General features: G+C 65.9%; 22 protein-coding genes and 1 pseudogene. 10 read left to right on the top strand and 13 right to left on the bottom strand.

Annotated elements, in window-relative coordinates; all coding sequences use genetic code 11:
• Nucleotides 1-124: 124 nt before the first annotated feature.
• The 3 genes from J7I89_RS03615 to J7I89_RS03605 all read right to left on the bottom strand — a co-directional run bounded on the left by J7I89_RS03615 (nucleotide 125) and on the right by J7I89_RS03605 (nucleotide 2,113).
• Nucleotides 125-1,147: a PHP domain-containing protein gene (locus J7I89_RS03615; protein ID WP_214967350.1), complete on the bottom strand. Its 1,023-nt coding sequence runs from the start codon at nucleotides 1,145-1,147 to the stop codon at nucleotides 125-127.
• A 44-nt stretch (nucleotides 1,148-1,191) separates the two neighbouring features.
• The gene (locus J7I89_RS03610) at nucleotides 1,192-1,572 is read right to left on the bottom strand and encodes a VOC family protein (protein WP_214967348.1); all 381 of its coding nucleotides are present in this window, start codon (nucleotides 1,570-1,572) and stop codon (nucleotides 1,192-1,194) included.
• 109 nt (nucleotides 1,573-1,681) lie between these two features.
• Nucleotides 1,682-2,113 (bottom strand): hypothetical protein, encoded by a 432-nt coding sequence (locus J7I89_RS03605; protein WP_214967346.1) that lies wholly within the window; start codon nucleotides 2,111-2,113, stop codon nucleotides 1,682-1,684.
• Nucleotides 2,114-2,882: 769 nt separating this feature from the next.
• Here J7I89_RS03605 and J7I89_RS03600 point away from each other — a divergent pair.
• Both J7I89_RS03600 and J7I89_RS03595 read left to right on the top strand, forming a co-directional pair.
• Nucleotides 2,883-4,259, top strand: a complete 1,377-nt coding sequence (locus J7I89_RS03600; RefSeq protein ID WP_214967344.1) for a sensor histidine kinase — start codon at nucleotides 2,883-2,885, stop codon at nucleotides 4,257-4,259.
• Nucleotides 4,252-4,935: a response regulator transcription factor gene (locus J7I89_RS03595; protein ID WP_308159793.1), complete on the top strand. Its 684-nt coding sequence runs from the start codon at nucleotides 4,252-4,254 to the stop codon at nucleotides 4,933-4,935. The genes J7I89_RS03600 and J7I89_RS03595 overlap by 8 nt, the downstream gene beginning before the upstream one ends.
• A gap of 75 nt (nucleotides 4,936-5,010) precedes the next feature.
• Here J7I89_RS03595 and J7I89_RS03590 read toward each other — a convergent pair whose 3' ends face one another.
• Nucleotides 5,011-5,586 carry an alpha/beta hydrolase gene (locus tag J7I89_RS03590; RefSeq protein ID WP_308159800.1) on the bottom strand — a complete coding sequence of 192 codons (576 nt, stop codon included), beginning with the start codon at nucleotides 5,584-5,586 and terminating at the stop codon, nucleotides 5,011-5,013.
• Nucleotides 5,587-6,098: 512 nt separating this feature from the next.
• Between J7I89_RS03590 and J7I89_RS03585 the strand changes: the two genes are divergently transcribed.
• Nucleotides 6,099-6,737 carry a hypothetical protein gene (locus tag J7I89_RS03585; RefSeq protein WP_308159792.1) on the top strand — a complete coding sequence of 213 codons (639 nt, stop codon included), beginning with the start codon at nucleotides 6,099-6,101 and terminating at the stop codon, nucleotides 6,735-6,737.
• A gap of 60 nt (nucleotides 6,738-6,797) precedes the next feature.
• On the opposite strand, the gene J7I89_RS03580 is transcribed toward J7I89_RS03585, so the two are convergent.
• The gene (locus tag J7I89_RS03580) at nucleotides 6,798-7,007 is read right to left on the bottom strand and encodes a hypothetical protein (protein ID WP_214967338.1); all 210 of its coding nucleotides are present in this window, start codon (nucleotides 7,005-7,007) and stop codon (nucleotides 6,798-6,800) included.
• 211 nt (nucleotides 7,008-7,218) lie between these two features.
• Complete coding sequence (locus tag J7I89_RS03575) at nucleotides 7,219-7,479, bottom strand: hypothetical protein (RefSeq protein ID WP_214967336.1); 261 nt, start codon at nucleotides 7,477-7,479, stop codon at nucleotides 7,219-7,221.
• A 164-nt stretch (nucleotides 7,480-7,643) separates the two neighbouring features.
• Here J7I89_RS03575 and J7I89_RS03570 point away from each other — a divergent pair, with 164 nt between their 5' ends.
• Nucleotides 7,644-8,111 (top strand): SRPBCC family protein, encoded by a 468-nt coding sequence (locus tag J7I89_RS03570; RefSeq protein WP_214967335.1) that lies wholly within the window; start codon nucleotides 7,644-7,646, stop codon nucleotides 8,109-8,111.
• Nucleotides 8,112-8,175: 64 nt separating this feature from the next.
• Here the strand turns inward: J7I89_RS03570 and J7I89_RS03565 are convergent, their stop codons facing one another.
• The 4 genes from J7I89_RS03565 to J7I89_RS03550 form a co-directional block, all read right to left on the bottom strand.
• On the bottom strand, nucleotides 8,176-9,387 hold the full coding sequence (locus J7I89_RS03565; RefSeq protein ID WP_214967333.1) for a fumarylacetoacetate hydrolase family protein: 1,212 nt from the start codon (nucleotides 9,385-9,387) through the stop codon (nucleotides 8,176-8,178).
• Entirely contained in the window at nucleotides 9,384-10,955 is a 1,572-nt protein-coding gene (locus J7I89_RS03560; RefSeq protein WP_214967331.1) for an aldehyde dehydrogenase (NADP(+)), read from the bottom strand. The genes J7I89_RS03565 and J7I89_RS03560 overlap by 4 nt, the downstream gene beginning before the upstream one ends.
• Nucleotides 10,952-12,298: an L-fuconate dehydratase gene (locus J7I89_RS03555; RefSeq protein ID WP_214967329.1), complete on the bottom strand. Its 1,347-nt coding sequence runs from the start codon at nucleotides 12,296-12,298 to the stop codon at nucleotides 10,952-10,954. The genes J7I89_RS03560 and J7I89_RS03555 overlap by 4 nt, the downstream gene beginning before the upstream one ends.
• Before the next feature lie 181 nt (nucleotides 12,299-12,479).
• Entirely contained in the window at nucleotides 12,480-13,208 is a 729-nt protein-coding gene (locus tag J7I89_RS03550; RefSeq protein ID WP_214967327.1) for a GntR family transcriptional regulator, read from the bottom strand.
• Between the two features lie 226 nt (nucleotides 13,209-13,434).
• Here J7I89_RS03550 and J7I89_RS03545 point away from each other — a divergent pair, with 226 nt between their 5' ends.
• Nucleotides 13,435-14,775: an MFS transporter gene (locus J7I89_RS03545; protein ID WP_214967324.1), complete on the top strand. Its 1,341-nt coding sequence runs from the start codon at nucleotides 13,435-13,437 to the stop codon at nucleotides 14,773-14,775.
• A gap of 108 nt (nucleotides 14,776-14,883) precedes the next feature.
• Here J7I89_RS03545 and J7I89_RS03540 read toward each other — a convergent pair.
• From J7I89_RS03540 to J7I89_RS03530, 3 genes and pseudogenes are all read right to left on the bottom strand, one after another.
• A pseudogene (locus tag J7I89_RS03540) lies at nucleotides 14,884-15,287 on the bottom strand (pyridoxamine 5'-phosphate oxidase family protein).
• Between the two features lie 40 nt (nucleotides 15,288-15,327).
• Nucleotides 15,328-16,851 carry an APC family permease gene (locus J7I89_RS03535; protein ID WP_214967323.1) on the bottom strand — a complete coding sequence of 508 codons (1,524 nt, stop codon included), beginning with the start codon at nucleotides 16,849-16,851 and terminating at the stop codon, nucleotides 15,328-15,330.
• A gap of 56 nt (nucleotides 16,852-16,907) precedes the next feature.
• Nucleotides 16,908-18,362: an NAD(P)/FAD-dependent oxidoreductase gene (locus J7I89_RS03530; RefSeq protein WP_214967321.1), complete on the bottom strand. Its 1,455-nt coding sequence runs from the start codon at nucleotides 18,360-18,362 to the stop codon at nucleotides 16,908-16,910.
• A 128-nt stretch (nucleotides 18,363-18,490) separates the two neighbouring features.
• Here J7I89_RS03530 and J7I89_RS03525 point away from each other — a divergent pair, with 128 nt between their 5' ends.
• The 5 genes from J7I89_RS03525 (at nucleotide 18,491) to J7I89_RS03510 (ending at nucleotide 21,337) form a co-directional block, all read left to right on the top strand.
• The gene (locus tag J7I89_RS03525) at nucleotides 18,491-19,225 is read left to right on the top strand and encodes a TetR/AcrR family transcriptional regulator (protein WP_214967319.1); all 735 of its coding nucleotides are present in this window, start codon (nucleotides 18,491-18,493) and stop codon (nucleotides 19,223-19,225) included.
• Nucleotides 19,218-19,346 (top strand): hypothetical protein, encoded by a 129-nt coding sequence (locus tag J7I89_RS25560; protein ID WP_285290175.1) that lies wholly within the window; start codon nucleotides 19,218-19,220, stop codon nucleotides 19,344-19,346. The genes J7I89_RS03525 and J7I89_RS25560 overlap by 8 nt, the downstream gene beginning before the upstream one ends.
• A 32-nt stretch (nucleotides 19,347-19,378) precedes the next feature.
• Nucleotides 19,379-19,921, top strand: coding sequence for a DMT family transporter (locus J7I89_RS03520; protein WP_214967317.1), 543 nt, complete (start codon nucleotides 19,379-19,381; stop codon nucleotides 19,919-19,921).
• An 82-nt stretch (nucleotides 19,922-20,003) separates the two neighbouring features.
• Complete coding sequence (locus tag J7I89_RS03515) at nucleotides 20,004-20,816, top strand: alpha/beta fold hydrolase (RefSeq protein ID WP_214967315.1); 813 nt, start codon at nucleotides 20,004-20,006, stop codon at nucleotides 20,814-20,816.
• Between the two features lie 56 nt (nucleotides 20,817-20,872).
• On the top strand, nucleotides 20,873-21,337 hold the full coding sequence (locus J7I89_RS03510) for a DUF6194 family protein (RefSeq protein WP_214967313.1): 465 nt from the start codon (nucleotides 20,873-20,875) through the stop codon (nucleotides 21,335-21,337).

Here is a 21,337-nt window from a genome sequence, read left to right as displayed (position 1 = left end):
GCTTCAGGAAACGGGCCCGCCGGGTTTCCTCAGCGGAACAGTTAAGGTTTACCACTCTGCAACCTAATAGTCACCATGCTTACCAAGTGCAGTTCCGGCCCCGTCCCAGCACGGTTCCGCCCTCTCAGCGCCCGGATTTCAGCCAGCCCAGCAGCCGTTCCAGGGGCCAGGTGGTGATGATCCGTTCCGCCGGGACTCCATTCAGTTCCGCGCGCTCCGCCCCGTATTGCAGGAAGTCGAGCTGGCCGGGGGCGTGCGCGTCACTGTCGATACTGAACAGGCAGCCGGCGTCGAGCGCCAGCTGCATGAGGTTGTCCGGCGGATCCTGCCGCTCGGGCCGGGAATTGATCTCGACGGCGACCCCGGCTTCCGCGCACGCCGCGAACACCCGTCCGGCGTCGAATTCAGACTCGGGACGGGTGCCCCGCGATCCCTGCAGCAGGCGGCCCGTGCAGTGGCCCAGCACATTCGTGTGCGGATCGGTGATGCCGGCGAGCATCCTGTCCGTCATGGTGCGGCGGTCCGAGCGGAGCTTGGAGTGCACGCTGGCCACCACCACGTCCAGCCTGTCCAGCATCTCGGGTGTCTGATCCAGCTCGCCGTTCTCCAGGATGTCCACCTCGATGCCGCTCAGCAGCGTGAAGCCTCCGGCGCCGTCGGCATTCACCCGGGCCACGACGTCGAGCTGTTCGCTGAGCCGCTCGGCGCTCAGCCCGTTCGCAATTTTGAGGTTGGGGGAATGGTCCGTCAGGGCAAGGTAATCGCGGCCCAGGAGCCGGGCGGCGTCGGCCATCCGCTCAATCGGCGATCCGCCGTCGGACCAGTCGCTGTGGCTGTGCAGATCGCCCCGAAGCAGCGGGCGCAGCCCGTTGCCGCCGGCGGCAAGCGGTGCCGCGCCGCTCTGCCTCAGCTTCTCCAAGTAGTCCGGCACGGCGCCGTCCACCGCCTGCCGGATGACCTGGAACGTGGTGTCCCCGATCCCCTTCGTCCGCTTCAGCCGGCCGTCCCGGGCCCGTTCCGCAATTTCGTCCGGGTCCAGGTCGCCGATGATGCCGGCCGCTTTCCGGAAGGCCTGGACCTTGAAGGTTGGCGCGGCCCCGCGCTCTAGCCAGAACGCGATCTCGTTCAGGGCATCAACGGCGTCCATTCAGTCCCCTTCCCGGCCCGCTCCGGCGTCAAATACAGCGGGCGTCAGTCCTGGTGCAGCTGGACGAAGTTGCCGCAGCCGTCGTCGAACACGGCCGTGATCCCGTACGGATTCTCGGACGGTTCGCCTTGGAATCGGACGCCGGCCGCGGTGAGCCGCTGGTGCTCGGCCCGCACGTCAGGAACGCCGAACACGATGGCCGGGAGGCCGGCGTCGTGAAGTCCGTTCATGTACGCCGCCGCGATCGGGTTGTCACTCGGCTCGAGAAGGAGCCCCACGTTGCCGGCATCGGAACCGGGATCCTTCACGATGAACAGGTTGTGCTCAGGCATGGCCATGAGCGTTTCGAAGCCGAGGGTCCCTGTATAGAAGGAGTGGGCCGCGGCCGGGTCCTGGACATGGATGCTGCACATTTTGAGTCGCATGCGGCCAACGCTACGCCGCGCGGCGCCGGCTGCAAACCGTACACACCGGCGGCTATTGCCGACTTGACCAATAGCCCAGAGCCCCGGCCCGATGGGCGAAAGCGCATCTTTAATCCAATACCGCTGTCCCTCCCTGCTCGTAGGTGAGAGGCAGACGTGAACCATTTATGGCTTCCACGGCATCGTCGATGCGGCGTTTTTCATTCGCCGATAATGGCCATTTGTCCCGGGCGACGGTGATGTGCAGTCCGCCGGAGTGCATGTCTGGGCTGACACCCATAACGAGGCCCTGTATGTCTGGGCTCTTGAGCACCTTGGTACCTGCGGCGAACAACTGGGAAATAGAAGCTGTGGTTGTACGGGTGATCACTTGCAGATCGGGAAATTTCGAAGCTACTCCTGCGATGCTTTGCCGCACATCATCACTCGGCGACACAACATAGATCGCTGCTCCTTCGTAATGCGAGCACAGCGCAACTCCCGTTGTCTGGTCGTTGTGCTCATCGACGATGGCCTGAAGCTCATTTCCCAAGGCGGTCACGCTAGGATTCGCCTGGCCAAACCATACTTGTTGGCCTGACTCGTCACGGGTGATGCAATCGGTTCCGTTCGTATCGCCAACTCCCGCTGGTGCAGTCGGAGGCATGGTTGCGGTAGTTGACGTCGCCTTATTGGCAGTTGACACGGGTGGTTGAGTGCCTCCGACAGGGCCACAGCCGACAAGCACAGCCATGAGCACGATCATTCCGCCGATTGCTCTGACAGTGCGCCTGTTGCGCCTGACCGTCTCCGGGGAGCGGTAGCGGCGACTCATGTTCAGTCAGTCCCCTCGTGTAATGACCACGCATGCCTGTTGCCCGAGAAATGTATGCGGAGCATACCGCCGGCTGACACCCCCAACAAGAGCTCGCGTTGACTGCCGACGGCTTCCAGCGGCAGCCCACGGAGCGATCAACGCCTAGTGCATTCACCAATTCTCGGAGAGCAAGTAACTTTCGCCTGAGTGGTTCCGAAACTGGGATGGCACCACCGTGATTTCCATGGTTCGCCAAAGGGAAACGTCCATTCAGGTAACTCAGCTGGGTCTTCACCCCTGCAGACTGGCCTAAGCTTCGCGATATGAAACCTCGTTTCATCCTCACTGCCGCGCTGCTGTTGGTCCTTGTTGTTGCGGCGATCATCGTCAGTTGGATCATTTGTCCGGGTAGCTGGACCCAAAAACTGGCTCCAAGAATGAATCATCTGGCTTTCAGGTTGAGATTGCGGCGAATCGGAGAGAGGGGGTGACAGCCGCGGATATGGTGACAGGCATGGAATCAGTTCTGAAAATTGCACGGCATTGGGGCGCCCCCGTGGCGGCCGTCATCTTCTTCTCCCTCTGGTGTGTCGCTGAGGCCGGCCGCATGGGAGGGTCCTGGCTGACATGGTCAGGGAACTGGCCACTGGCCCTGATGACATTGGCTGTTGCCACCGCCTCGTGGAAACCGCTGGTGTCCCTGGGGTTCACGGCCGCACTGCTCGCCGGGCAGTTGAGCTATTCCATCCCGGCAATGGCTTCCAATCACTGGGCCATCTACGTAGGCTCATTCGTCGCTCTGGGCTTCATCCTGTGGACGGCCCCACCCAAGATGCGTTACATCGCTGCCGGCGCCAATTTGGCGTTCGTGGCCGTGATGACCGTTCTAATGCTCTCGTGGAGATACGGCGGCGGCGTCGGCTGGTTCATTCCCCTGCATTACGGTGACAGGCTGACGTTCACGACGTATGGCTGGCAGTTGTTCGCGCTCCTCTTAGTGATCGCCGGGGCCTGCGCCGCCGTCGGACTTCTACTCGCCCTATATCAGGAACGGGGCAGTCTGTTCCGGGCCCGGGAACAGGCCCAGAGCAGCCTGAAGGAAACCGAGATCGACCTGATCGTGGAGCAGGAGCGGACACGCATCGCCAGGGATCTCCACGACGTCCTCGCCCATTCCCTGGCTGTCATCGCGGCGCAGGCAGACGGAACCCGCTACCTCAGCAAGGGCCAGCCCGCGGCCGTCCTTAACGCACTGGACACCATCGCCCGGTCAGCTCGCAGCGCACTCGTGGATGCTCAACGCGTGATCGAGGGAGTCCGTGATGACGGCATGGTGACGCCCCAGCCCCGGCTGAGCGATGTCAAGCCGTTGATCGAAGGCATGCAGCGCGGCAGTTTGAACATCCACTCCAGCGAGTCCGGGACTCCCGTGGAGCTCTCGACGGGCCAGCAGGTGGCGGTTTTCCGGATCGTCCAGGAATGCCTGACCAATGCCCTCAAACACGGCGGCCGCGGCACGGATGTGCGGCTCCACTTCGACTGGACCGGGCCCGGCCTCACCCTGCACGTCGCCTCGGAAATAGCACCCATCGATCACGAAACCGCCGATGATCCAGTCCTGCCCCGGGTCGGGCGCGGACTTCCCGGCATGCGCGAACGCGCCCACCTCGCCGGAGGCTGGCTGACGGCCGGACCGGACGGCGAGCACTTCCGGGTGACGGTCTTCATCCCCTACGGAACCCGGGAAACCCGCCCTGGCAACGATACATCCCGCGCCGATGCGGAGGGCTCCCTCACCGAGATTGCCGGCGCTGAAGCCCAGACAGTGCCGGCCGGATCAGGCCTCGCGCGGCAGACAGCGGCTGGACCGGAAGCGATCGACCGTGGCTGATGCCGGCGCACGCGTCACCGTTGCCTTAGTGGATGACCAGCCCCTGTTCCGTGCGGGCATCCGCATGCTCATAGAGAGTCAAGAGGACATGGAGCTCTCGGGCGAGGCAGGCGACGGGGAGCAGGCCGTAACTCTGGCCGCCTACCGGCGCCCAGACGTCATGCTGATGGACCTGCGAATGCCTGTCGTTGACGGCGTCGAAGCCACCCGGAGGATCGTGCAGCAGGCCGAGGCAGCCGACACGGACAAGCCCAGAATCATCGCACTGACCACATTCAACCGGGATCAGGCCGTGGTGCAGGCGGTCCAGGCCGGGGCCAGCGGTTATCTGCTCAAGAGCGCGGAACCGGAATTCCTGCTGGCCGCCATCCGCACCGTTCACTCCGGATACTCCGTCGTCGCGCCAGGATCCATCCACTCACTCTTTGAACATGCCGCCCGCAGCGCTCCCGCCAGGGGGCCGGACTTGTCCGTCCTCGACGTTCTCTCCGTGCGAGAGCGGGACGTATTTCTTCTCGCGGCCAAGGGCTTGAGCAACGGCGAAATGGCGGAGAGCCTGTTCGTCTCCGAAGCCACTGTCAAAACTCATCTGCGCAGTGTGCTGGACAAGCTGGAACTCCGCACCCGGCTCCAGCTAGTTGCCTTCGCCTATGAACGCCGTCTACTGGGCAACTGAACAGGCACCTGGCCGCAACTGCGCAGACAACGCTCCAGCCACACTCCAAAAGACGCTGACTGCTGAGCGGAAGCGCTAAACGTCGGCCCAGACGGTGGGCTCGGGTGCATCGAGGAACGTGATCACGACGTCGCGCACGAGCTCGGTCCGCGCGAGGCCAAAGAAATGTGTCGTGCCGGGGAACACCGCGAGCTGTGACGCGGGCACACCCTCGAAGTCGCCGTTCACGTCTCCCCCGCGCAGTTGGAGGAACTTCACCGCGTGGTCGAGCTTGACCATGTCGCAGTCGCCGACCGTGAAAAGCGTCGGGGCGGCGATTCCGCGGATCTCGTCGTCGCTCCATCCGGTCTCGCCCTCGCCGTAGCGTGCGAGCTTGTCGAGCAGGCCCTGCAGGTGCTCGCGATCAGGATGCGGCGACACGGCGAGGTAGCGTTCCTCCATCGGGGTTCGCGCGATCATATCCACCGTCATCTCCGCGACCGCCTCGGCGTTGCCGCCACGGTCGCCCTCTGGCCGGAACGACACCGACGAAACGATGAGCTTGCGCACGAGTTCTGGGTGGCGGATCGCCAGGTCCAGCGCGACCGCACCGCCGACGCTGAACCCGAACACGTCGACGTTGTGGACACCGAGGTGCTCGAGAAGCCCGATGACATCGGATGCCAGGTCGGGAGTGCCCAGCGGCCGATCGGTGTCGTTGGTGTCCGTGCCCTTGGAAGTCCGTGGCGATCACCCGGCGCCCGGCCGACAGGCTCGGGATCAGCGCGCCGAACTGCTGCTCGATGTCGAAGAGCCCGCCGTGCAGGAGCAACAGCGGGGTGCCGCCGTCACCGTCGCCGTGCAACTCGTAGTACATCTGGAGCCCATTGACCGACGCGTATCCGGTTTCAGGTGCGGCTGTCGTCTCGTCAGTCATCCACGAGCCTCCTCTGGCCTACGTGTGTGTCGTGGCTTCAATCCTGACACTGCACACGGTGCGCCGGCCAGTGCTTGAGGAGTCTGGCCTTCTCCGCGCAACATTGTCGTCGCGCGCTGGTGGGCGGTGCAGTGTGCGGGCGTAGCTCACCGCTGGCGTAGCGGACTGCTTGACCTGTGCGGCCGCAGGGGCTGGAATTGAAGCAGCCCGAATTACCGGGCAGGGCCCGTCGCTTGGAGGTGCTGTGGTGCCCGCCGTATCCGAAGCGGTCCCGCTGGGGCCGCTGCAGCTTCTCATCTGGGCCGCGGTGCTGATGACCGCCGTGGCCTGCACGGTTGTCGCCGTCCGGCATCATGCCGGGAAGCCCGACGCCGATGGTTCAGACCCGCTGTTCTGGGACCTCTTCGGCGGCGCGGCCGTGATCGTCCCGGCGCTCCTCATTCCCGCGGTGGCGTCTCCGCTAGCCGGACTGGCGCTGGCGGCGGTCGCCGCCGCGAGCGGCGTTGCCGCCTACCGCGGCAGCCCGCGGATCCTGGACTGGTATGGCGCCCGGCGCCAGCGGCGCCTGGACATCCCGCGGCGCGAGGCCGCCGTCGAGGTCCACAATGCCGTCCTAAGCCGATGGCGGCGCTACGAGCTGGATCCCGCGCTGGCCATCGGCTACCCGGACATGGCGGACGTGGCCAGGCCGGAAACCTCCGCGTTCGTGAAGGCGATGCGGGAGGCGGAGCTGTTGAAAGCCTCGACTGACCCCGGATACGCGCCGGCCGTTGCCAGGCTTGAACTCGCCCTGGGCCGTGCCGAAACTGCAGCAGGGGTCCCGCTCGGCGGAGGGCATTCATCGCAGGAGCAGCCCCGCGGCGCCGAGGCCGCTCCGCAACCCTGAACCTGCCTGATGCCGGTGACGGAATCTGCCGGACGCTTTCGGTCCGGCCAGACCGGGCTGTCAGCCCGGTCCGATCTGGCCGACCATCCAAAGTGTGCCCTTGGCGCAGTCGCGTTCGGTCCACGTGTCCTTGAACGAGCCAGCACCGCCCCCGCCTATGGCCAGGGGCACTCCCGAACCCGCCACAACGTTCTTGCCGGCGTCGAGGATTTCGAAGGACTTCGAATCGCCTTTGACGGTGTACCCCTGGGGCCATACAGGGGTAGTCACGGAATCTCCGGCCGTCTTCGAGTGAACGCAGCCGTTTTCGTCGGCTGCCAACGTGCCCCGGTGCAGCGCTTCCATACCGCTCAGCTGGGGTATGTCAGATGTGACGATTCGGAGGGGCGAGGATGAACACCCACTGACCGCCGTTACCAACGCCACAGCTGAGCCAAGAATTGCCAGTCTTGACCACTGGGTATGCAGGGGGCGACGCACTCTACGTGCCGGCTGCGTCTTCGAGCGTCGAAGGAGCGAACAAGGCGGCGGCCACGTCCTCCCGAAGGAAGTAACTCCGGTGTTCCAGCGGTTGCAGGCTGCCGCGCACGACGTAATAGCCCCTGCCTTCTCCGGGCCCGCCGGCGGCGCGGTCAATGGCATCGATCAGGTCCTTGTCCAACGGGAAATCCGGCCCGCGTTCCTGCAGCAAGGCAAGGTCTTCCGGCAGCAGTGAACTGATCATTCCGTGGATATCCGGCATGGTCCGCATCCTTCGTCTCGGCAACGCTCCAATATGGTGACGTCCCCCCGTCGGGCAGAACCGGTGTAACTATTTCCAGGTTCGCCCACCCCGATTGTAAATGCCGGACAACGGCGCGGCCAGACCTCCTCCCGCGGGCCGGTAACCGGCCATAGGATGGGCCCATGTCAACCTATTCGGTCACCCGCAGCGCCCTCATCCCCGCCCCCGCCAAGGACGTTTTCCCGCTGGTCAACAATTTCCGTGAATGGACCAAATGGTCGCCATGGGAAGCCGTGGACCCCGCACTGAACCGCACCTACTCGGGCCCGGAATCAGGCGTGGGCGCGAAGTACGCCTGGAACGGAAACCGCAAGGCCGGCGCAGGCAACATGGAGATCGTCGGATCGCAGGAACCGGAGAACGTCAGCATCCGGCTGGAATTCACCAAACCGTTCCCGGCAATCAACCCGACCACCTTTACCTTCGTTCCCGAAGGCACCGGCACCCGCGTCACCTGGACCATGACCGGCGAGCACAAGGGTATCGGCAAGGTGTTCGGCCTGTTCATGAACATGGACAAGATGGTGGGCGGAGACTTCGAAAAGGGCCTGGCCTCCCTGGGTGCCGCCGCGGCATCGCGCAAGGCCTAGGAAAGCATGAAGTGATCCGGCACGCCCCCAACGGCGTGCCGGATCACGGATATCGGCCCAAACACTAGCCCCGGCCGGCACCCCCAGACGGCACGAGCCGCTGGGCCGCCAGGTAGCCGAACAGCTGCCGCAGGCCGAAGGTCCACTCGGGCAGTTCCTCCGACGCGCCTACGCGGTTGATCAGGGCACCGAGGTGCCGGCTGCGGATGGTGACCAGGTCGCCGTGCTTGTGCGTGAAGCCCTGCCCGGGTTCGTCCCGGTCCTGGGTCGGCGCGAACAGTGTTCCGGTGAACAGGGCGAAGCCGTCCGGATATTGATGGTGCTTGCCGTGGGTGGCCGCCACCAGCTCCTCGAAGGGCCGGCTGATCCGGGCCACGGTGTTGCGGCCCTCGAGCCGGTAGCCGTCCGGACCCTCCACCCCCAGCAGGATCTCCTCCTCGCGCAGGGTGTCCAGGGTGAACGCACCGTCGAACAGCCGGATCAGCGGCCCCAGGGCGCTGGACGCGTTGTTGTCCTTCGCCTTGCCCAGCAGCAGGGCACTGCGGCCTTCAACGTCCCGCAGGTTGACGTCGTTGCCGAGCGTCGCGCCCACCACCTCACCCCGGGAGGTGGCAATCAGCACGAGCTCCGGTTCCGGGTTGTTCCAGGACGAGAAGGCCGGGATTCCGATGCCCGCGCCGAGCCCCACGGAGGACAGCACCGGCGCCTTGGTGAATACCTCGGGGTCCGGGCCGATGCCCACCTCCAGGTACTGCGACCACAGCCCCTCCGCGATCAGGACCAGCTTGGCCTCTGCCGCCTCCGCCGACCCGGGGCGCACGGCACCGATGCTCCCGCCCAGGGCCTTGCCCACCAGTTCGCGCATCTCCGCCGCACGCCCGGCATCTCCGGCGCAGCGTTCCTCGATCACGCGCTCGATCATGCTGTCCACGAACGTCACGCCGCAGGCCTTGATGACCTGCAGGTCAACCGGCGCCAGCAGGTGCGGGCGGTTGGTGTCCCCTTCCAGCGATGCGGTGACGACGTCGGAGGTCACCCAGCGCGGTTCGGCCAGGTCCGGGTCCAGCAGCGCGGCGCGGACCGCGCCCGCCGGGTCCGGCAGCTCGAGCAGTTCCGAAACGGTGCCGGCCACGCGGTGCAGATCAAAGACCTCGGTGCCGCCGACCGCCACCACCCGGGGCCCGCCCGTCTCGACGTCCCAGACCCGGCCCACGAGCAGGGCCTGCCCCGCATCCTCCGGCAGGACCGACGCTGCCAGGCCCGGCACACTGCTCACAGCTGATCCTCCTGGTTGATAGCTTCCTGCGGGCGCCCCGACGACGGCCGGCGCCAGACGCCGTCGACCCTTTGCGGGACGTTCCACGGATTGCCGTCCCGGAGAGGTTCCGGCAGGCGGGCGGCGGGGAACGACTGGTACGCCACCGGGCGGAGGAAGCGGCGGATGGCGGCCGTCCCCACGGACGTCGTGGCGGACGTCGTCGCGGGGTAGGGGCCGCCGTGATGCTGGGCGTAGCTGACCGTGACTCCGGTGGGCCAGCCGTTCCAGAGGACCCGGCCGCTGATGTCGGTCAGGCGGGCCGCTAGCTCGGCGACGTCGTCGTCCTCTTCGGCCTGGAGCGTGGTGGTCAGCTGGCCCTCCAGGAGTCCGGCCAGCCCGGCCAGTTCGGACTCGTCCCCGTACTCGACCACCAGGCTGGCCGGGCCGAACATCTCCTGCCGCAGGATATCGGGGTCCCTCCGCACCGCATCGGCGGTGGTGTGCAGCACTTTGGGCGCCGGCGCATCGGCGAAGTCGCCCTCGACCAGCAGCTCCACGCCCGCCGTGTCCTGCAGGCGGCGGACGGCGCCCGTGTAGCCGTCGTGGAGGCGTTCGCTGAGCAACTGTGCCGGTTTGAACTCCGCGAGGGCGGCCCCCAGGACGGCGCGGACTTCCGCGTTCTCCCCCGCTGGCGTAGCGTCCGAGGTGCCCGCCGACGTGCCCGCGGGGACGAACAGCAGCCCCGGCTTGGTGCAGAACTGGCCCATGCCCAGGGTGAAGGAGCCCGCGTAGCCGGTGAGGATTTCCTCGCGGCGGGCCGCCCAGGCATTCCGGGTGACGAAGACGGCGTTGATGCCGCCGAGTTCCCCGAAGAAGGGAATGGGCTCCGGCCGCGCCGCGGCGCGGTTGAGCAGCGCCCGGCCGCCCGCCGTCGAGCCGGTGAAGCCGATGGCCTTCACCAGCGGGTGGTCCACCAGCGCTTCGGCCGCCTGCCGTCCGGTGACCAGGGCAAAGAGGCCCGACGGCGCCCCGGCGGCGTCGAGCGCCGCGGTCACTGTTTGGGCGGTGCGGACCGCGAGCTCCCGGTGCCCGTCATGTGCCTTGTGCACGACGGCGCAGCCGGCGGCGATGGCCGAGGCGCTGTCGCCGCCCATCACGCTGAATGCGAAGGGGAAGTTTGAGGCTCCGAAGACCCCCACCACGCCGAGCGGAACGTTGTAGCGGCGCAGGTCCGGCCGCGGTCCCATGCCCCAGGAGGGGTCCGCGTGGTCGATCGTGGCGTCGAAATGCTCACCCTGCAGGATTTCCGCGGCGAAGAGCCGGAGCTGGAAAACGGTGCGTTTGAGCTCGCCTTCCAGGCGCGGTGCGCCGAGGTGCGTCTCCCGGACGGCGATCTCCACGAGCGCCGCAGAGTCCTGCTCCAGGCCGGCCGCGATGGCCTCAAGCCACGCGGCCCGGGTGGCGGGATCCGCCGTCCGGCCCTGTTCGAAGGCGGCTTGGGCAGCCTCGACGGCCGCATTGAGCTCCCCGGTTCCGGTGGCCGCTGCTGCTGCGGACGTCCGGACCGCGGTGTCCGCGGCGCTCATCGGCTGGCCGCCGCAGGAACCAGCGAGGCGCCCGTGACGGCTGCCCGGTTGCCCACTTCCTGCCATCCCGCGCCGGCGGGGAACTCCCAGCGGGTGCGTGCGGCGCTGAACATTTCGGCGCCCGTGCCCGGGAGCTTCGGCGCGGCGTAGCGTCCGTTGACGATCCGGACGGGCTCCGCGAAGTGCCCGTGCAGGTGGTCGACGTATTCGATCATGCGGCCTTCCTGGCTGCCGCTGACGGCGGCGAAGTCGAAGAAGGAGAAATGCTGGACCAGTTCACAGAGGCCCACGCCGCCGGCATGCGGGCAGACGGGTACTCCGAACTTCGCCGCCAGCAGGAGGTTGGCGATATTCTCGTTGACGCCGCCAACGCGGGTGGAGTCAAGCTGGAGGACATCGATGGCGCCGGCCTGCAGGAGCTGCTTGAACACGATCCGGCTGGCCACAGCCTCGCCGGTGGCCACGCGCACCGGCGAAATGCCCTTCCGGATCTCGGCGTGACCCAGGATGTCGTCGGTGCTGGTGGGTTCTTCGATCCAGTACGGGTTGAACTCGGCGAGCTGGTTGACCCACTCAATGGCCTCGGACACTTCCCAACGCTGGTTGGCATCGATGGCGATCGGGAGGTCCCCCACGGCCTGGCGAGCCAAGGCCATGCGGCGGCGGTCGTCATTGATGTCGCCGCCCACCTTGAGCTTGATCATGGAAAATCCGTCCGCGGCCGCTTCCCTGCTCAGCCGGACCAGCTTTTCGTCGCTGTATCCCAGCCAGCCCGGCGAAGTGGTGTAGGCCGGGTAGCCGTCGGCCTGCAGCGCGGCAATGCGGGCGGCCTTGCCGTCCAGGCCGGCGCGCAGGATGTCCAGCGCCTGCTGGGGGTTGAGGGCGTCGCGGATGTGGGTGAAGTCCACCACGTCCACGATCTCCTCGGGGGACATTTCGCTGAGCAGGAGCCACAGGGGCTTGTTCTCGCGACGGGCACGGATGTCCCACAGGGCGCTGACCAGGGCGCCGCAGGCCATCTGCGTCACGCCCTTTTCCGGTCCCAGCCAGCGCAGCTGGGAATCGTGGATGAGGCGCTTGGACGCACCGCCCAGGTCGTAGATCAGCTCGTCGATGTCCCGGCCCATGAGCAGGCGGGCGTAGGCGTCGATGGCGGCTGTCAGGATCTCGTTGCCGCGGCCGCAGCTGAACACAAAGCCGTGGCCTTCGTCGCCCGCGTCGGTGCGGATCACTACATAGGCGGCGGAGTAGTCGGGGTCGACATTGACCGCGTCGGAACCGTCGAGTTCCAGGGACGTCGGGAAGCGGACGTCCTGGGTGGTGATGGAGGTGATGGAAGGCATGTATCTCTTCTCTCATGGTCGTGCTGGAGGGTTTGCATGATTTCCTATACGAATTTCACCAATCATATAGGACCTGTGATGCAGATCAAGTCCCAGCCTCCCGGATCCCGCCTTTTGGGGCACCACGGGGCAGAAAAAAGCCCCGGCCGCAAAGGCCGGGGCTGGGTTGCTGAGGATGCGCCTACCTGATGATCCGCTTCCGGGGCGGTCCACTCTCCTCCAAGGGCGACAGTTCCGCGTGCCCCTCGAAGGCCTGGGCGAAGCGGTCAAAGGAGTTGCGGATGTGTTCCGCCATCGCGGCCTCGGCCTGCTCCGGCAGGCACGCCTCGATCGCGTCCCGGACGGCCGTATGCTCGGCCACGGTGATGGCGCCGTCGACGTCGGCCGGGTACAGGCGGAAGGTGTGGAGATGGCAGTGGGTCTGGGCAAAGGCGTGGCGCACCACCGGATTGCCCGAGGCTGCGAGGATGGTGTCGTGGAAGCGGGTGTCATGGGCCACGAGGTCCTGCCGCAGGTCTCCAGAGGAGGCCATGGTTTCCCGGAACCCGGCGAGCTCCTTCCCCAGGGCCGCCGCGGGATTCGCCAGCCGGTCCACGGCGGCCGAGCGCGCCGCCCAGGGCTCCACGAGGAGCCGGAATTCAAACAGCGACCGCAGCTCGGCCAGGCCCAGCAGTGGGGTGGTGCTGTAGCCTCGTCCGGGGCTGTAGACCACCAGGTTGTCGCCCTCGAGGCGCTGCAGCGCTTCCCGCACCGGTGTCTGCGAGACGCCGAGGCTGCGCGCAACGGCATCGATGTTGATGCGCGTGCCCGGCGCAATTTCGCCCTCCAGGATGGCGGCGCGCATGGACGAATAGACGTCACTGACAGCGGCCTTGCCTCGTGAAGTATCGGACGATTGACGTGGTGGCACGTGCTTACCTCTTGGTTCTGGTCTGACTGGAGTCGCTTGGGGAATCATAAGCCACGGCGCTCCGCGAACGGCGTGTGGAACTTTTTTCGAACAGGACTTGATCCGGATCACATTATCTATATGATTGACCAGATTCCTATATGATTTTGGCGCCGACATCTTCGGCGTCTTCCCTCCCGCCGGTGCCCAAGGCACCCGAAGCCATGTTCACGTCGAAGGAGACCGCATGACTGCGCTCGGAAGTAAGACCGCCACCAAGTCATCCCCCACACCACCGCGCATGATGACCCGGAAACGCTGGGTCATCATCTGGCTCGCCTTCATCGGGCTCAGCATCAACTACCTTGACCGTTCAAGCCTGAGCGTCGCCCTGCCGTTCATGGGCAAGGACTTCGAGCTCACCGCCACGCAGCAGGGACTCATCTTCGCCGCCTTCTTCTGGGCCTACGACTTTTGCCAGCTCGCTGCCGGCTGGTACGTGGACAAGGTGGGACCGCGCCGGTCGTTCTCGCTGGCGGCAGTATGGTGGTCCGTCTTCACCATGGTGACCGCCGCCGCCACGAACTTCTGGTCCCTCTTCGCCGCCAGGTTCCTCCTCGGCGTCGGCGAAAGCCCGGCCCCCAGCACTGCCGCCAAGGTAGTGGCCACCTGGTTCCCGATCCGGGAGCGGGCCTTTGCCACCAGCATCTGGGACTCCGGATCGCGCGTGGGCGCCGTCATCGCGCTGCCCATCGTCACCCTGATCGTGGCCCTCACCTCCTGGCACGCGGTCTTCATCATCATCGGCATCGCCGGAGTCATCTGGGCGGCAGTGTGGTGGAAGGTGTACCGCAGCCCGCAGGAACACCCGGGAGCCAATGCCGCCGAGGTGGCCTACATCGAAGAAGGCGGCGCCCGCAGTGAGGGAAGCGACGATGCAAACGCAGCAAAGCTGCCGTGGCGTTCACTGTTCAAGTACCGCACCGTCCTCAGCATGATGTTTGGCTTCTTCTGCCTGAACAGCGCCATCTACTTCTTCATCACCTTCTTCCCGAGCTACCTCGTGAAGGAACGCGGCTTCGACCTCCTCAAGCTCGGCATGTTCGGCGCGATCCCCGGCATCTGCGCCGTGCTGTGCGGCTGGCTCGGCGGCTACCTGGCCGACCGCGCAGTCCGGGCCGGGGCATCCGTCACCAAGGTCCGCAAGACCGCCATTGCCGGCGGCCTCGCGGGCGGCTCCGTCATCATGTTCGCCGCACTGGTTCCCGAGGCATGGATGGCCCTCGCGCTGCTGTCCGTGGCGTACTCGAGCCTCACGGTTGCCGCCACCGGAATCTGGTCGCTGCCGGCCGACGTCGCACCCAGCTCACGGCACGTGGGCTCCATCGGCGGCCTGCAGAACTTCGCCTCCAACCTGGCCGGCATCTTCACCCCGATCCTCATCGGCGTCCTTGTTGACCAGACCGGATCGTTCGTGGCGCCCCTCGCCGTGATCGGCGCGGTCTCGCTCATCGGTGCCGCCAACTATCTGTTCGTCATGGGCAAGATCGAACCCCTGAAGGTGAAGGAGCCGGCACCGGCGGCCTGAGCGGCCCTCCCCTCGGAACCAGCGCCCCAGGAAGCGACATGAAAAAGCGAAGGCCGCCATCCGGGTCATCCGGATGGCGGCCTTCGCGTGCCTGCCCTGGTTATGCGGTTACAGCTCCACGGTCCGGCTTTCGCCGACGCTCATCGGGCTGTGGGTGACCTTGGACCTGACCCACTGCAGCACGGTGGCCGCAGTGCCGCCGGGGCTCGTCCAGTATTCAGCGGAGTCGGAATCGACGTGCAGCAGGACCACCTCGGGGGTGTCGGGTCCGTCCGGGAACCACGCTTCAACGGTCTGGTTCCACAGTTCCCGGATCTTCGCCCGGTTCCGGCCACGGACACCCATTCCGTCCTCCTCCCGAGGGACACGTTGACCCGTGGATCCGCGCCGATGTGGGCCACCTGGGAGGTTCCCTCCCCGGTGAAGAACCACATGTCGCCGTCGTCCTGGACGTCCTGGACGGCGAGCGGCCGGCTGACGAGCGCGCCCTCTTCGTTGATGGTGGTGAACATTCCGATGTGGGAATCGTTGATGATGTCCGTAACCTTGCCGCTACAGACCTCGCCCGAGCACCTGGCCCTTGAAGAACTCCGGCCTGATCCTGGCCATCACCAGCATGATCACCACGCCCAGCAGGATCACGCCCATGCCCAGGATGAACACCATGCCCACGCCGCCCACGGATGACCCGGACCCGTATTCGGGATCCATCGAGTCGTAAGCGGTCTTGAAGAACATGACCAGCAGGATCACACCGCCCAGCAGGGGTGCCAGGAACTTGAAGAAGAACGCACGGGCGCTGCTGAACGCCAAGGCCCGGAAGAACCAGACGCAGGCCAGGGCCGTGATGCCGTAGTAGAAGCAGATCATCATGCCCAGCGCCGTGATGGTGTCCCACAGGGCGTTCTCGGACGTGGTCCTGGTGATGACGTAGAACGCTGCTGCGGCGACGGCGGCAGCGATCGTGGCATAACTCGGGGACTTGAACGCCGGGCTGACCTTGCCGAAGGTCCGCGGCAGTGCCTTGTAGTGACCCATGGACAGCAGGGTCCGGGCCGGGGACACAAACGTGGACTGCAGCGACGCCGCCGAGCTGCTGAGGATGGCCAGGGACATCAGGATGGCGAACGGGCCCATCACCGGCCCGGACAGCACGGCGAAAATGCTGGACTGGTTGTCCGGATTCCCGGCGCCCAGTCCCGTCTCGCCCACGCCGGCGAAGGACAGGGTGGCCAGCGCGGCCGTCATGTAAATGGCCATGATCACGACGACGGTCACGGTTGCCGCCCGCCCGGGCGTCTTCTCGGGGTTCCTGGTTTCCTCGTTCATGGTGAGCGTCACGTCCCAGCCCCAGTAGATGAAGATCGAGAGCGAAACGCCGGCCGCAAAGGAGGAGAAGGAATCCACGGCGAAGGGGTTGAACCAGTCGGGCGAAATCGCCGTGGCGTCAAAGGCCGAGCCGTTGGCCACGTGGAGGAAGGCGGACACCGCAAACCAGCCGAGCACCAGCAGCTGGAAGCCCACCAGCACGTACTGGACGCCCTTGGTGGTTTCCATGCCCCGGTAGGAAATCCAGCAGGCCAGGCCGATGAACACCAGCGTGGTGGCGATGTTCAGCGGCAGGTTGGTGGCCAGCTCCGCGAGTTCGGGGTTGCCGAACAGCTGGGAGAGCATGAGATAGAAGAAGTCGACGGCCACCGCCGCCAGGTTGGACAGCACGATGATCGTGGCGGCGATCAGCCCCCAGCCGCCCATCCAGCCGATCCACGGGCCAAAGGCCCGCGTTGCCCACGTGAAGGAGGTCCCGGCGTCGGGCATTGCGTTGTTCAGTTCGCGGTACCCGAGCGCAACGAGCAGCATGGGGATGAACCCCACCAGGAAAATAGCCGGCAGGTGCACGCCCACCTCGGACACGGTGGGACCGAGCGCGGCGGTGAGCGTGTAGGCGGGAGCGATGCACGACACCCCGATCACCACCGCGCCGACCAGCCCCACGGACCCTGCCTTCAGGCCCTTTTCACTCAGGGTCTTGTGCGATGCATCCGCGCCCTGGGCGGCAGCGGCTTCAGTGCTCATGGAATTGCCTCTCCGGAATCTTCATTCGTCTTTGAATGGGTGGGGGCCGGGGCTTGTCAGCCGACGGCGGCAGCGGCGTCGGCCAGCTCTGCCTCGCCGAACGCCACTACGCTGTGGGCCGCAGGGGTTTTCCCGGCTGCCGCGGTGATGCGTGCCGCCGTGAATTGGCCCATGCGGACGGCGCCGTCCACGTGCTGGTAGCCTTCGGCGGCAAGGTCGGAGGAGCACCAGTAGATGGGGCCTACCGGCGCGTGCTGGTCCTTGCCGTAGCGGTGGAGGCCGCCGAGGTCGTAGCTGGAGGCATAGGCGCCGCGGGTCCATTCCTCCGAGCCCCAGTCGGATTCGTAGTAGACCTCCGGCTGCAGCGCCTTCTCCCCGAGGAAGCCGGCGATGGATTCCAGGACGGCGCGCTTGCGGTCCTCCACACTGAGTTCGAAGACGGCGTCGGCCTTTTCGTCCGAGATGAAGCCCACCAGGGTTCCGCGCGAATCCCCGTGGTTGGTGTTGTCGTAGACCTCCTGGACCAGGGACCCGGCGCCGAAGCCGGTGCCCGACAGCCCGTCCTCGCGCCAGAACGGCGTGCTGTACACGGCGTGCACCTTGATCACCAGGCCCAGCGACTGGTGCTGGTGCATCTGGTGCTGGCGGCGCGGCAGCGGCGGGTTAAAGGAGACGCGCGAGTACAGGTTGGGCGGCACGGCCATGATCACGAAGCATGCGTTGACCGTGGCGCGCTCGGAGACAGCGGTGACGCGGTAACCGGAGCTGTTTCCACCGTCGGCGATTGGCTCCCAGTTGATGGTGCGCACCGGACTGTCAAGAACGACGTCGGCACCCAGTTCCGCTGCCTGCAGCAGGGATACCTGCTGCATTCCGCCGATCACCCGCTTGTCCAGGATGAAGTCCTCGTCCGTCAGGTGGGTGAAGGAGCCGGCGGAGGCGGCCATCAGCACGGCCTGCAGCGCGGAGAAGGCGTGGGCCGGCTTGGTCAGCATTCCCCCGGCGATGAACAGGCCGATGTTGTTGCAGGCTTCCTCGTCCGCGGAGTTCTGGCGGAGCCAGTGATGGAACGAAATGGTGTCCAGCTCCCGCGCCTTGGGGTGGGCCCAGGGCTCGGTGGGGCCGATTTCCGCAGCCAGGGCGTCGAGAAGTCCCGTGAGCTTGTCCATTTCGGCGGCCGTGGTGGCGCTGACGGGGAAAGACTCCCCGGCATAGCGGACGGGGGCGCCGTCCGCGCCGATGTAGACCGACTCGCCCTCGCGGTAGCGGGAATAGGTCTCGAGGCCGAGCTCGTCCAGGAGCGCCAGCAGGGCCGTCTGGTCCGGGGAGACCCACTGGCCGCCGATTTCCAGCATGGCCCCGTCCACGGTGTCCGTCCAGGTGCGGCCGCCCACGCGGTCGCGGGCCTCCAGTACGGCGACGGTGAGGCCGGCCTTCTTCAGTGCACGGGCCGCGGTGAGCCCGGAGGGGCCAGCGCCTACGACGACGACGTCGCGGTCAAGATTCAGCATGATGTCCTCTCTCTGTGGCCGCCCGAGTGATGCGGACCACTAAATGAATGCCATTCATTTACGAGAAACTATAGCGCCTTTGGCCTGCCCGGGGAAGAGGGGGTCGGAATGAAGAGGCATAGGGAATAATGCTGAGGACACCGCCCGCAGAAAGGCCAGCCATGCCGGCATCACCAGCCGCCCCCGGAAGCACAGCCCTGGGGGAACCGAGATCCGACGCCGGTCGGCGCCGTGCCGGCCGCCCGGTGGGCGGGGTCCTGGACAAGGCCGGCATCACGGCCGCAGCGTTGAAACTCATTGAAAAGAAGGGCTACGACGGCCTCACCATGGCCGCGCTGGCCCGCTCACTGAACGTGGCGCCGTCGGCCCTTTACAACCACATGGAATCCAAACGCGACGTGCTGCTGCTGGTCGAAGACCACCTCGCCGCGCTGGTTGACGTGTCAGCCTTCGGCGCCGAGCCTTGGGAGGAAGCGGTTCGGAAGTGGGCGTGGAGCTACCGGGATGTTTTCTCGCGGCACACCCCGCTGATTCCCGTGATCGCGGTGCTGCCGGTGACGGACGCCCCGCAGACCCTCGCCATGTATGAGACCGTGAGCGCGGGATTCCGCGACGCCGGCTTCCCGGAAGAGCGGATTGTGTCGTCCATCGTGGCGCTGGAGTCATTCATCTTCGGCTCGGCCTACGACGTCACCGCGCCGGCGGACATCTTCGACTCCGGCTCCATGGCCGAAGCCACGCCCAGCTTCACCGGCGCGGTGCGCAGCCTGGCCGCGCAGGGGCACGAACGGCCGGCGGACGTGGCGTTCAGCCTGGGGCTTGAGGCACTCATTGCCGGGCTCGGGGCGCTTCGGGGTGCCTGACCGCATGGCCGCCCGGGCCTCGACACGGCGGACATCAACCGTCGACATGTTACTGCTCGCCGTTGCCGTGGCCTGGGGTTCAACGTACTGGGTCACCAAGGAGCTGGTCAGCGGAAGCTGAGCCGGCTGTTTTACCTGGCCGCGGTTGCCGGCGTGTACTTCCTCGCCACCGGCGGTGCCTCTGCGTCCTTCGGCTTCGGGGACTTGATGATCCTGCTGGCTGCCGTTGCGCGGGCGGTCCACGTGACCGGAATGCACCGGCTCTCAGCCGGACGCCGCATCGATTCACTGAACCTGACCTTCGTGCAGATGGCTACTTGCGGGCTGGTTTTCCTCATCATGTCGGGTCTCTGGGGCACACCGGTGGCGGCCTATGCCGGAAGCATGAACTGGCCGGCGGCGCTGCAAATGGCCTATCTCGTGATCGTGTGCACGGTGTTTCCGTTCTTCATCCAGATGTGGGCAGCACGCAGGACTTCTCCGACCAGGGTGAGCCTCCTGCTCGGAACCGAGCCGGTCTGGGCGGCAGTCATCGGCGCAACACTCGCCGGCGACGTCCTGGGCCCTGTCGGCATCCTCGGTGTGGTGCTCGTGCTGGCTGGCACCATGTGGGGCCAGCGGCTGGAACTCAAGGCACCGCAAGGGGCATCGACTGTCACGGGTCAACCGGAGAAAGTCGGCAATCCGACGGCATAAGTGTTGGATCCGACCATTCCAGCTGGCTCGCAGGTGTCACACGTGCGGAGCTATCCATGGACTCGCCTTCTACACTGTCTGGATGGAAGCTACGGTCAGCGAATTGCCTGTGCATTACGCCGAGTACGGCAGCGGCACGCCGGTTCTCGCTCTGCACGGGGCTGGTGCGGATCACAGAGAGATCGCCGGCGCTCTTGAACCGATATTCAGCACCGTGCATGGCTTTCGGCGCCTGTACCCGGACCTGCCTGGGATGGGCCGCACCCCGGCGCCCGGGACGATCACGAGCAACGATGACGTCCTGGACGTTCTCCTCGGCCTTATCGACAGCACCATTGGTGATGAACCGTTTCTTGTCATCGGTCATTCCTACGGTGGGTACTTAGCCCGTGCGGTTGCCAATCTCAGACCTGATCAGGCTGTCGGGCTGGCGCTCATCTGCCCGGTTGGCGCGCATACGCGTGACGTGCCTCAGCACGAGATCCTTGTGTCGTCGGCCGATCTGACCGGCGAACTGGACCCGGATCTCGAGGCCACTTACCGTAGCTACTTCGTGGTGCAGACGGCTGAAACTCTGCGCCGATTCCGGGAGCATGTGGCTCCCGCAACGTCACTCGTTGACGAGTCGAGCCTGATGCGAATCTTTTCGCACTGGGAGCTACGGAATCGGCCGGAAGCTGCGAAAGCCTATCCGCATCCAGTGTTGGTCCTTGCCGGGCGACAGGATGCCACGGCCGGGTACACAGGCCCCTGGGAGTTGATCGAGCACTACCCTCGCGCCACCTTTGCCGTACTCGATCGCGCCGGCCACGCTCTGCTACACGAGCAACCCGACCTCGCGCAGGCCCTCGTTGCCGAATGGCTGGCGCGCGTTCGTGAGCGCTCGATGACATGACGTAGTCGACCGAGGTGCGGGTTCCTCAAACGGGACTGGTTTGCAACCCTTGAGGCATGACCATGGATGAGGTTGTTGAATTCGTGAAAAGCACCGACGGCACACTGGCAGTCATGCCCGGCCCGGGAGATGGCTCGCCCGAAATTGCCTGGGGTGATGTCTTCTTCTATTACGCCCCGGACGGCACCATGCCCAAGGCGACTCAGCCGTTTGCGACCATCGTGACGAAGAACTATCCCGACGACGAGCGGTCACAGCTTGATCGGCCAGGATCCTTCCGCGTCAACGTCGCTGCCGGAAAGCCTGCCTTCGTTGAGTGGACCGGCCACCAGCCAGGCGAGCCGGCGGATGATGTCGACCCGAGCGTGCCTGACACTATATTTGCCCATCCTGTGTACGGATCCCTGGGGTGGCTGGCTGTTGTCAACCCGGGACCGGCGACTACTCAGGTTACGCGGAATATGCTCCGCAAGGCATACGAACTCGCCCGCTCCCGTTATGAACGCAGAATGTCCATTTAG

Origin of the sequence: Arthrobacter sp. ISL-5 (assembly GCF_018613835.1) — a bacterium.
In the GTDB taxonomy this organism is placed as follows: Bacteria; Actinomycetota; Actinomycetes; order Actinomycetales; family Micrococcaceae; genus Arthrobacter.
This window is presented reverse-complemented; position numbering and strand designations above follow the sequence as displayed.

What these genes read in the sequence shown, in the direction of transcription:
- J7I89_RS03615 (WP_214967350.1), bottom strand. Translation starts at nt 1,147, where the DNA reads ATGGACGCCGTTGATGCCCTGAACGAGATCGCGTTCTGGCTAGAGCGC.
- J7I89_RS03610 (WP_214967348.1), bottom strand. Translation starts at nt 1,572, where the DNA reads ATGCGACTCAAAATGTGCAGCATCCATGTCCAGGACCCGGCCGCGGCC.
- J7I89_RS03600 (WP_214967344.1), top strand. Translation starts at nt 2,883, where the DNA reads ATGGAATCAGTTCTGAAAATTGCACGGCATTGGGGCGCCCCCGTGGCG.
- J7I89_RS03575 (WP_214967336.1), bottom strand. Translation starts at nt 7,479, where the DNA reads ATGCCGGATATCCACGGAATGATCAGTTCACTGCTGCCGGAAGACCTT.
- J7I89_RS03570 (WP_214967335.1), top strand. Translation starts at nt 7,644, where the DNA reads ATGTCAACCTATTCGGTCACCCGCAGCGCCCTCATCCCCGCCCCCGCC.
- J7I89_RS03560 (WP_214967331.1), bottom strand. Translation starts at nt 10,955, where the DNA reads ATGAGCGCCGCGGACACCGCGGTCCGGACGTCCGCAGCAGCAGCGGCC.
- J7I89_RS03555 (WP_214967329.1), bottom strand. Translation starts at nt 12,298, where the DNA reads ATGCCTTCCATCACCTCCATCACCACCCAGGACGTCCGCTTCCCGACG.
- J7I89_RS03545 (WP_214967324.1), top strand. Translation starts at nt 13,435, where the DNA reads ATGACTGCGCTCGGAAGTAAGACCGCCACCAAGTCATCCCCCACACCA.
- J7I89_RS03535 (WP_214967323.1), bottom strand. Translation starts at nt 16,851, where the DNA reads ATGAGCACTGAAGCCGCTGCCGCCCAGGGCGCGGATGCATCGCACAAG.
- J7I89_RS03530 (WP_214967321.1), bottom strand. Translation starts at nt 18,362, where the DNA reads ATGCTGAATCTTGACCGCGACGTCGTCGTCGTAGGCGCTGGCCCCTCC.
- J7I89_RS03525 (WP_214967319.1), top strand. Translation starts at nt 18,491, where the DNA reads ATGCTGAGGACACCGCCCGCAGAAAGGCCAGCCATGCCGGCATCACCA.
- J7I89_RS03515 (WP_214967315.1), top strand. Translation starts at nt 20,004, where the DNA reads ATGGAAGCTACGGTCAGCGAATTGCCTGTGCATTACGCCGAGTACGGC.
- J7I89_RS03510 (WP_214967313.1), top strand. Translation starts at nt 20,873, where the DNA reads ATGACCATGGATGAGGTTGTTGAATTCGTGAAAAGCACCGACGGCACA.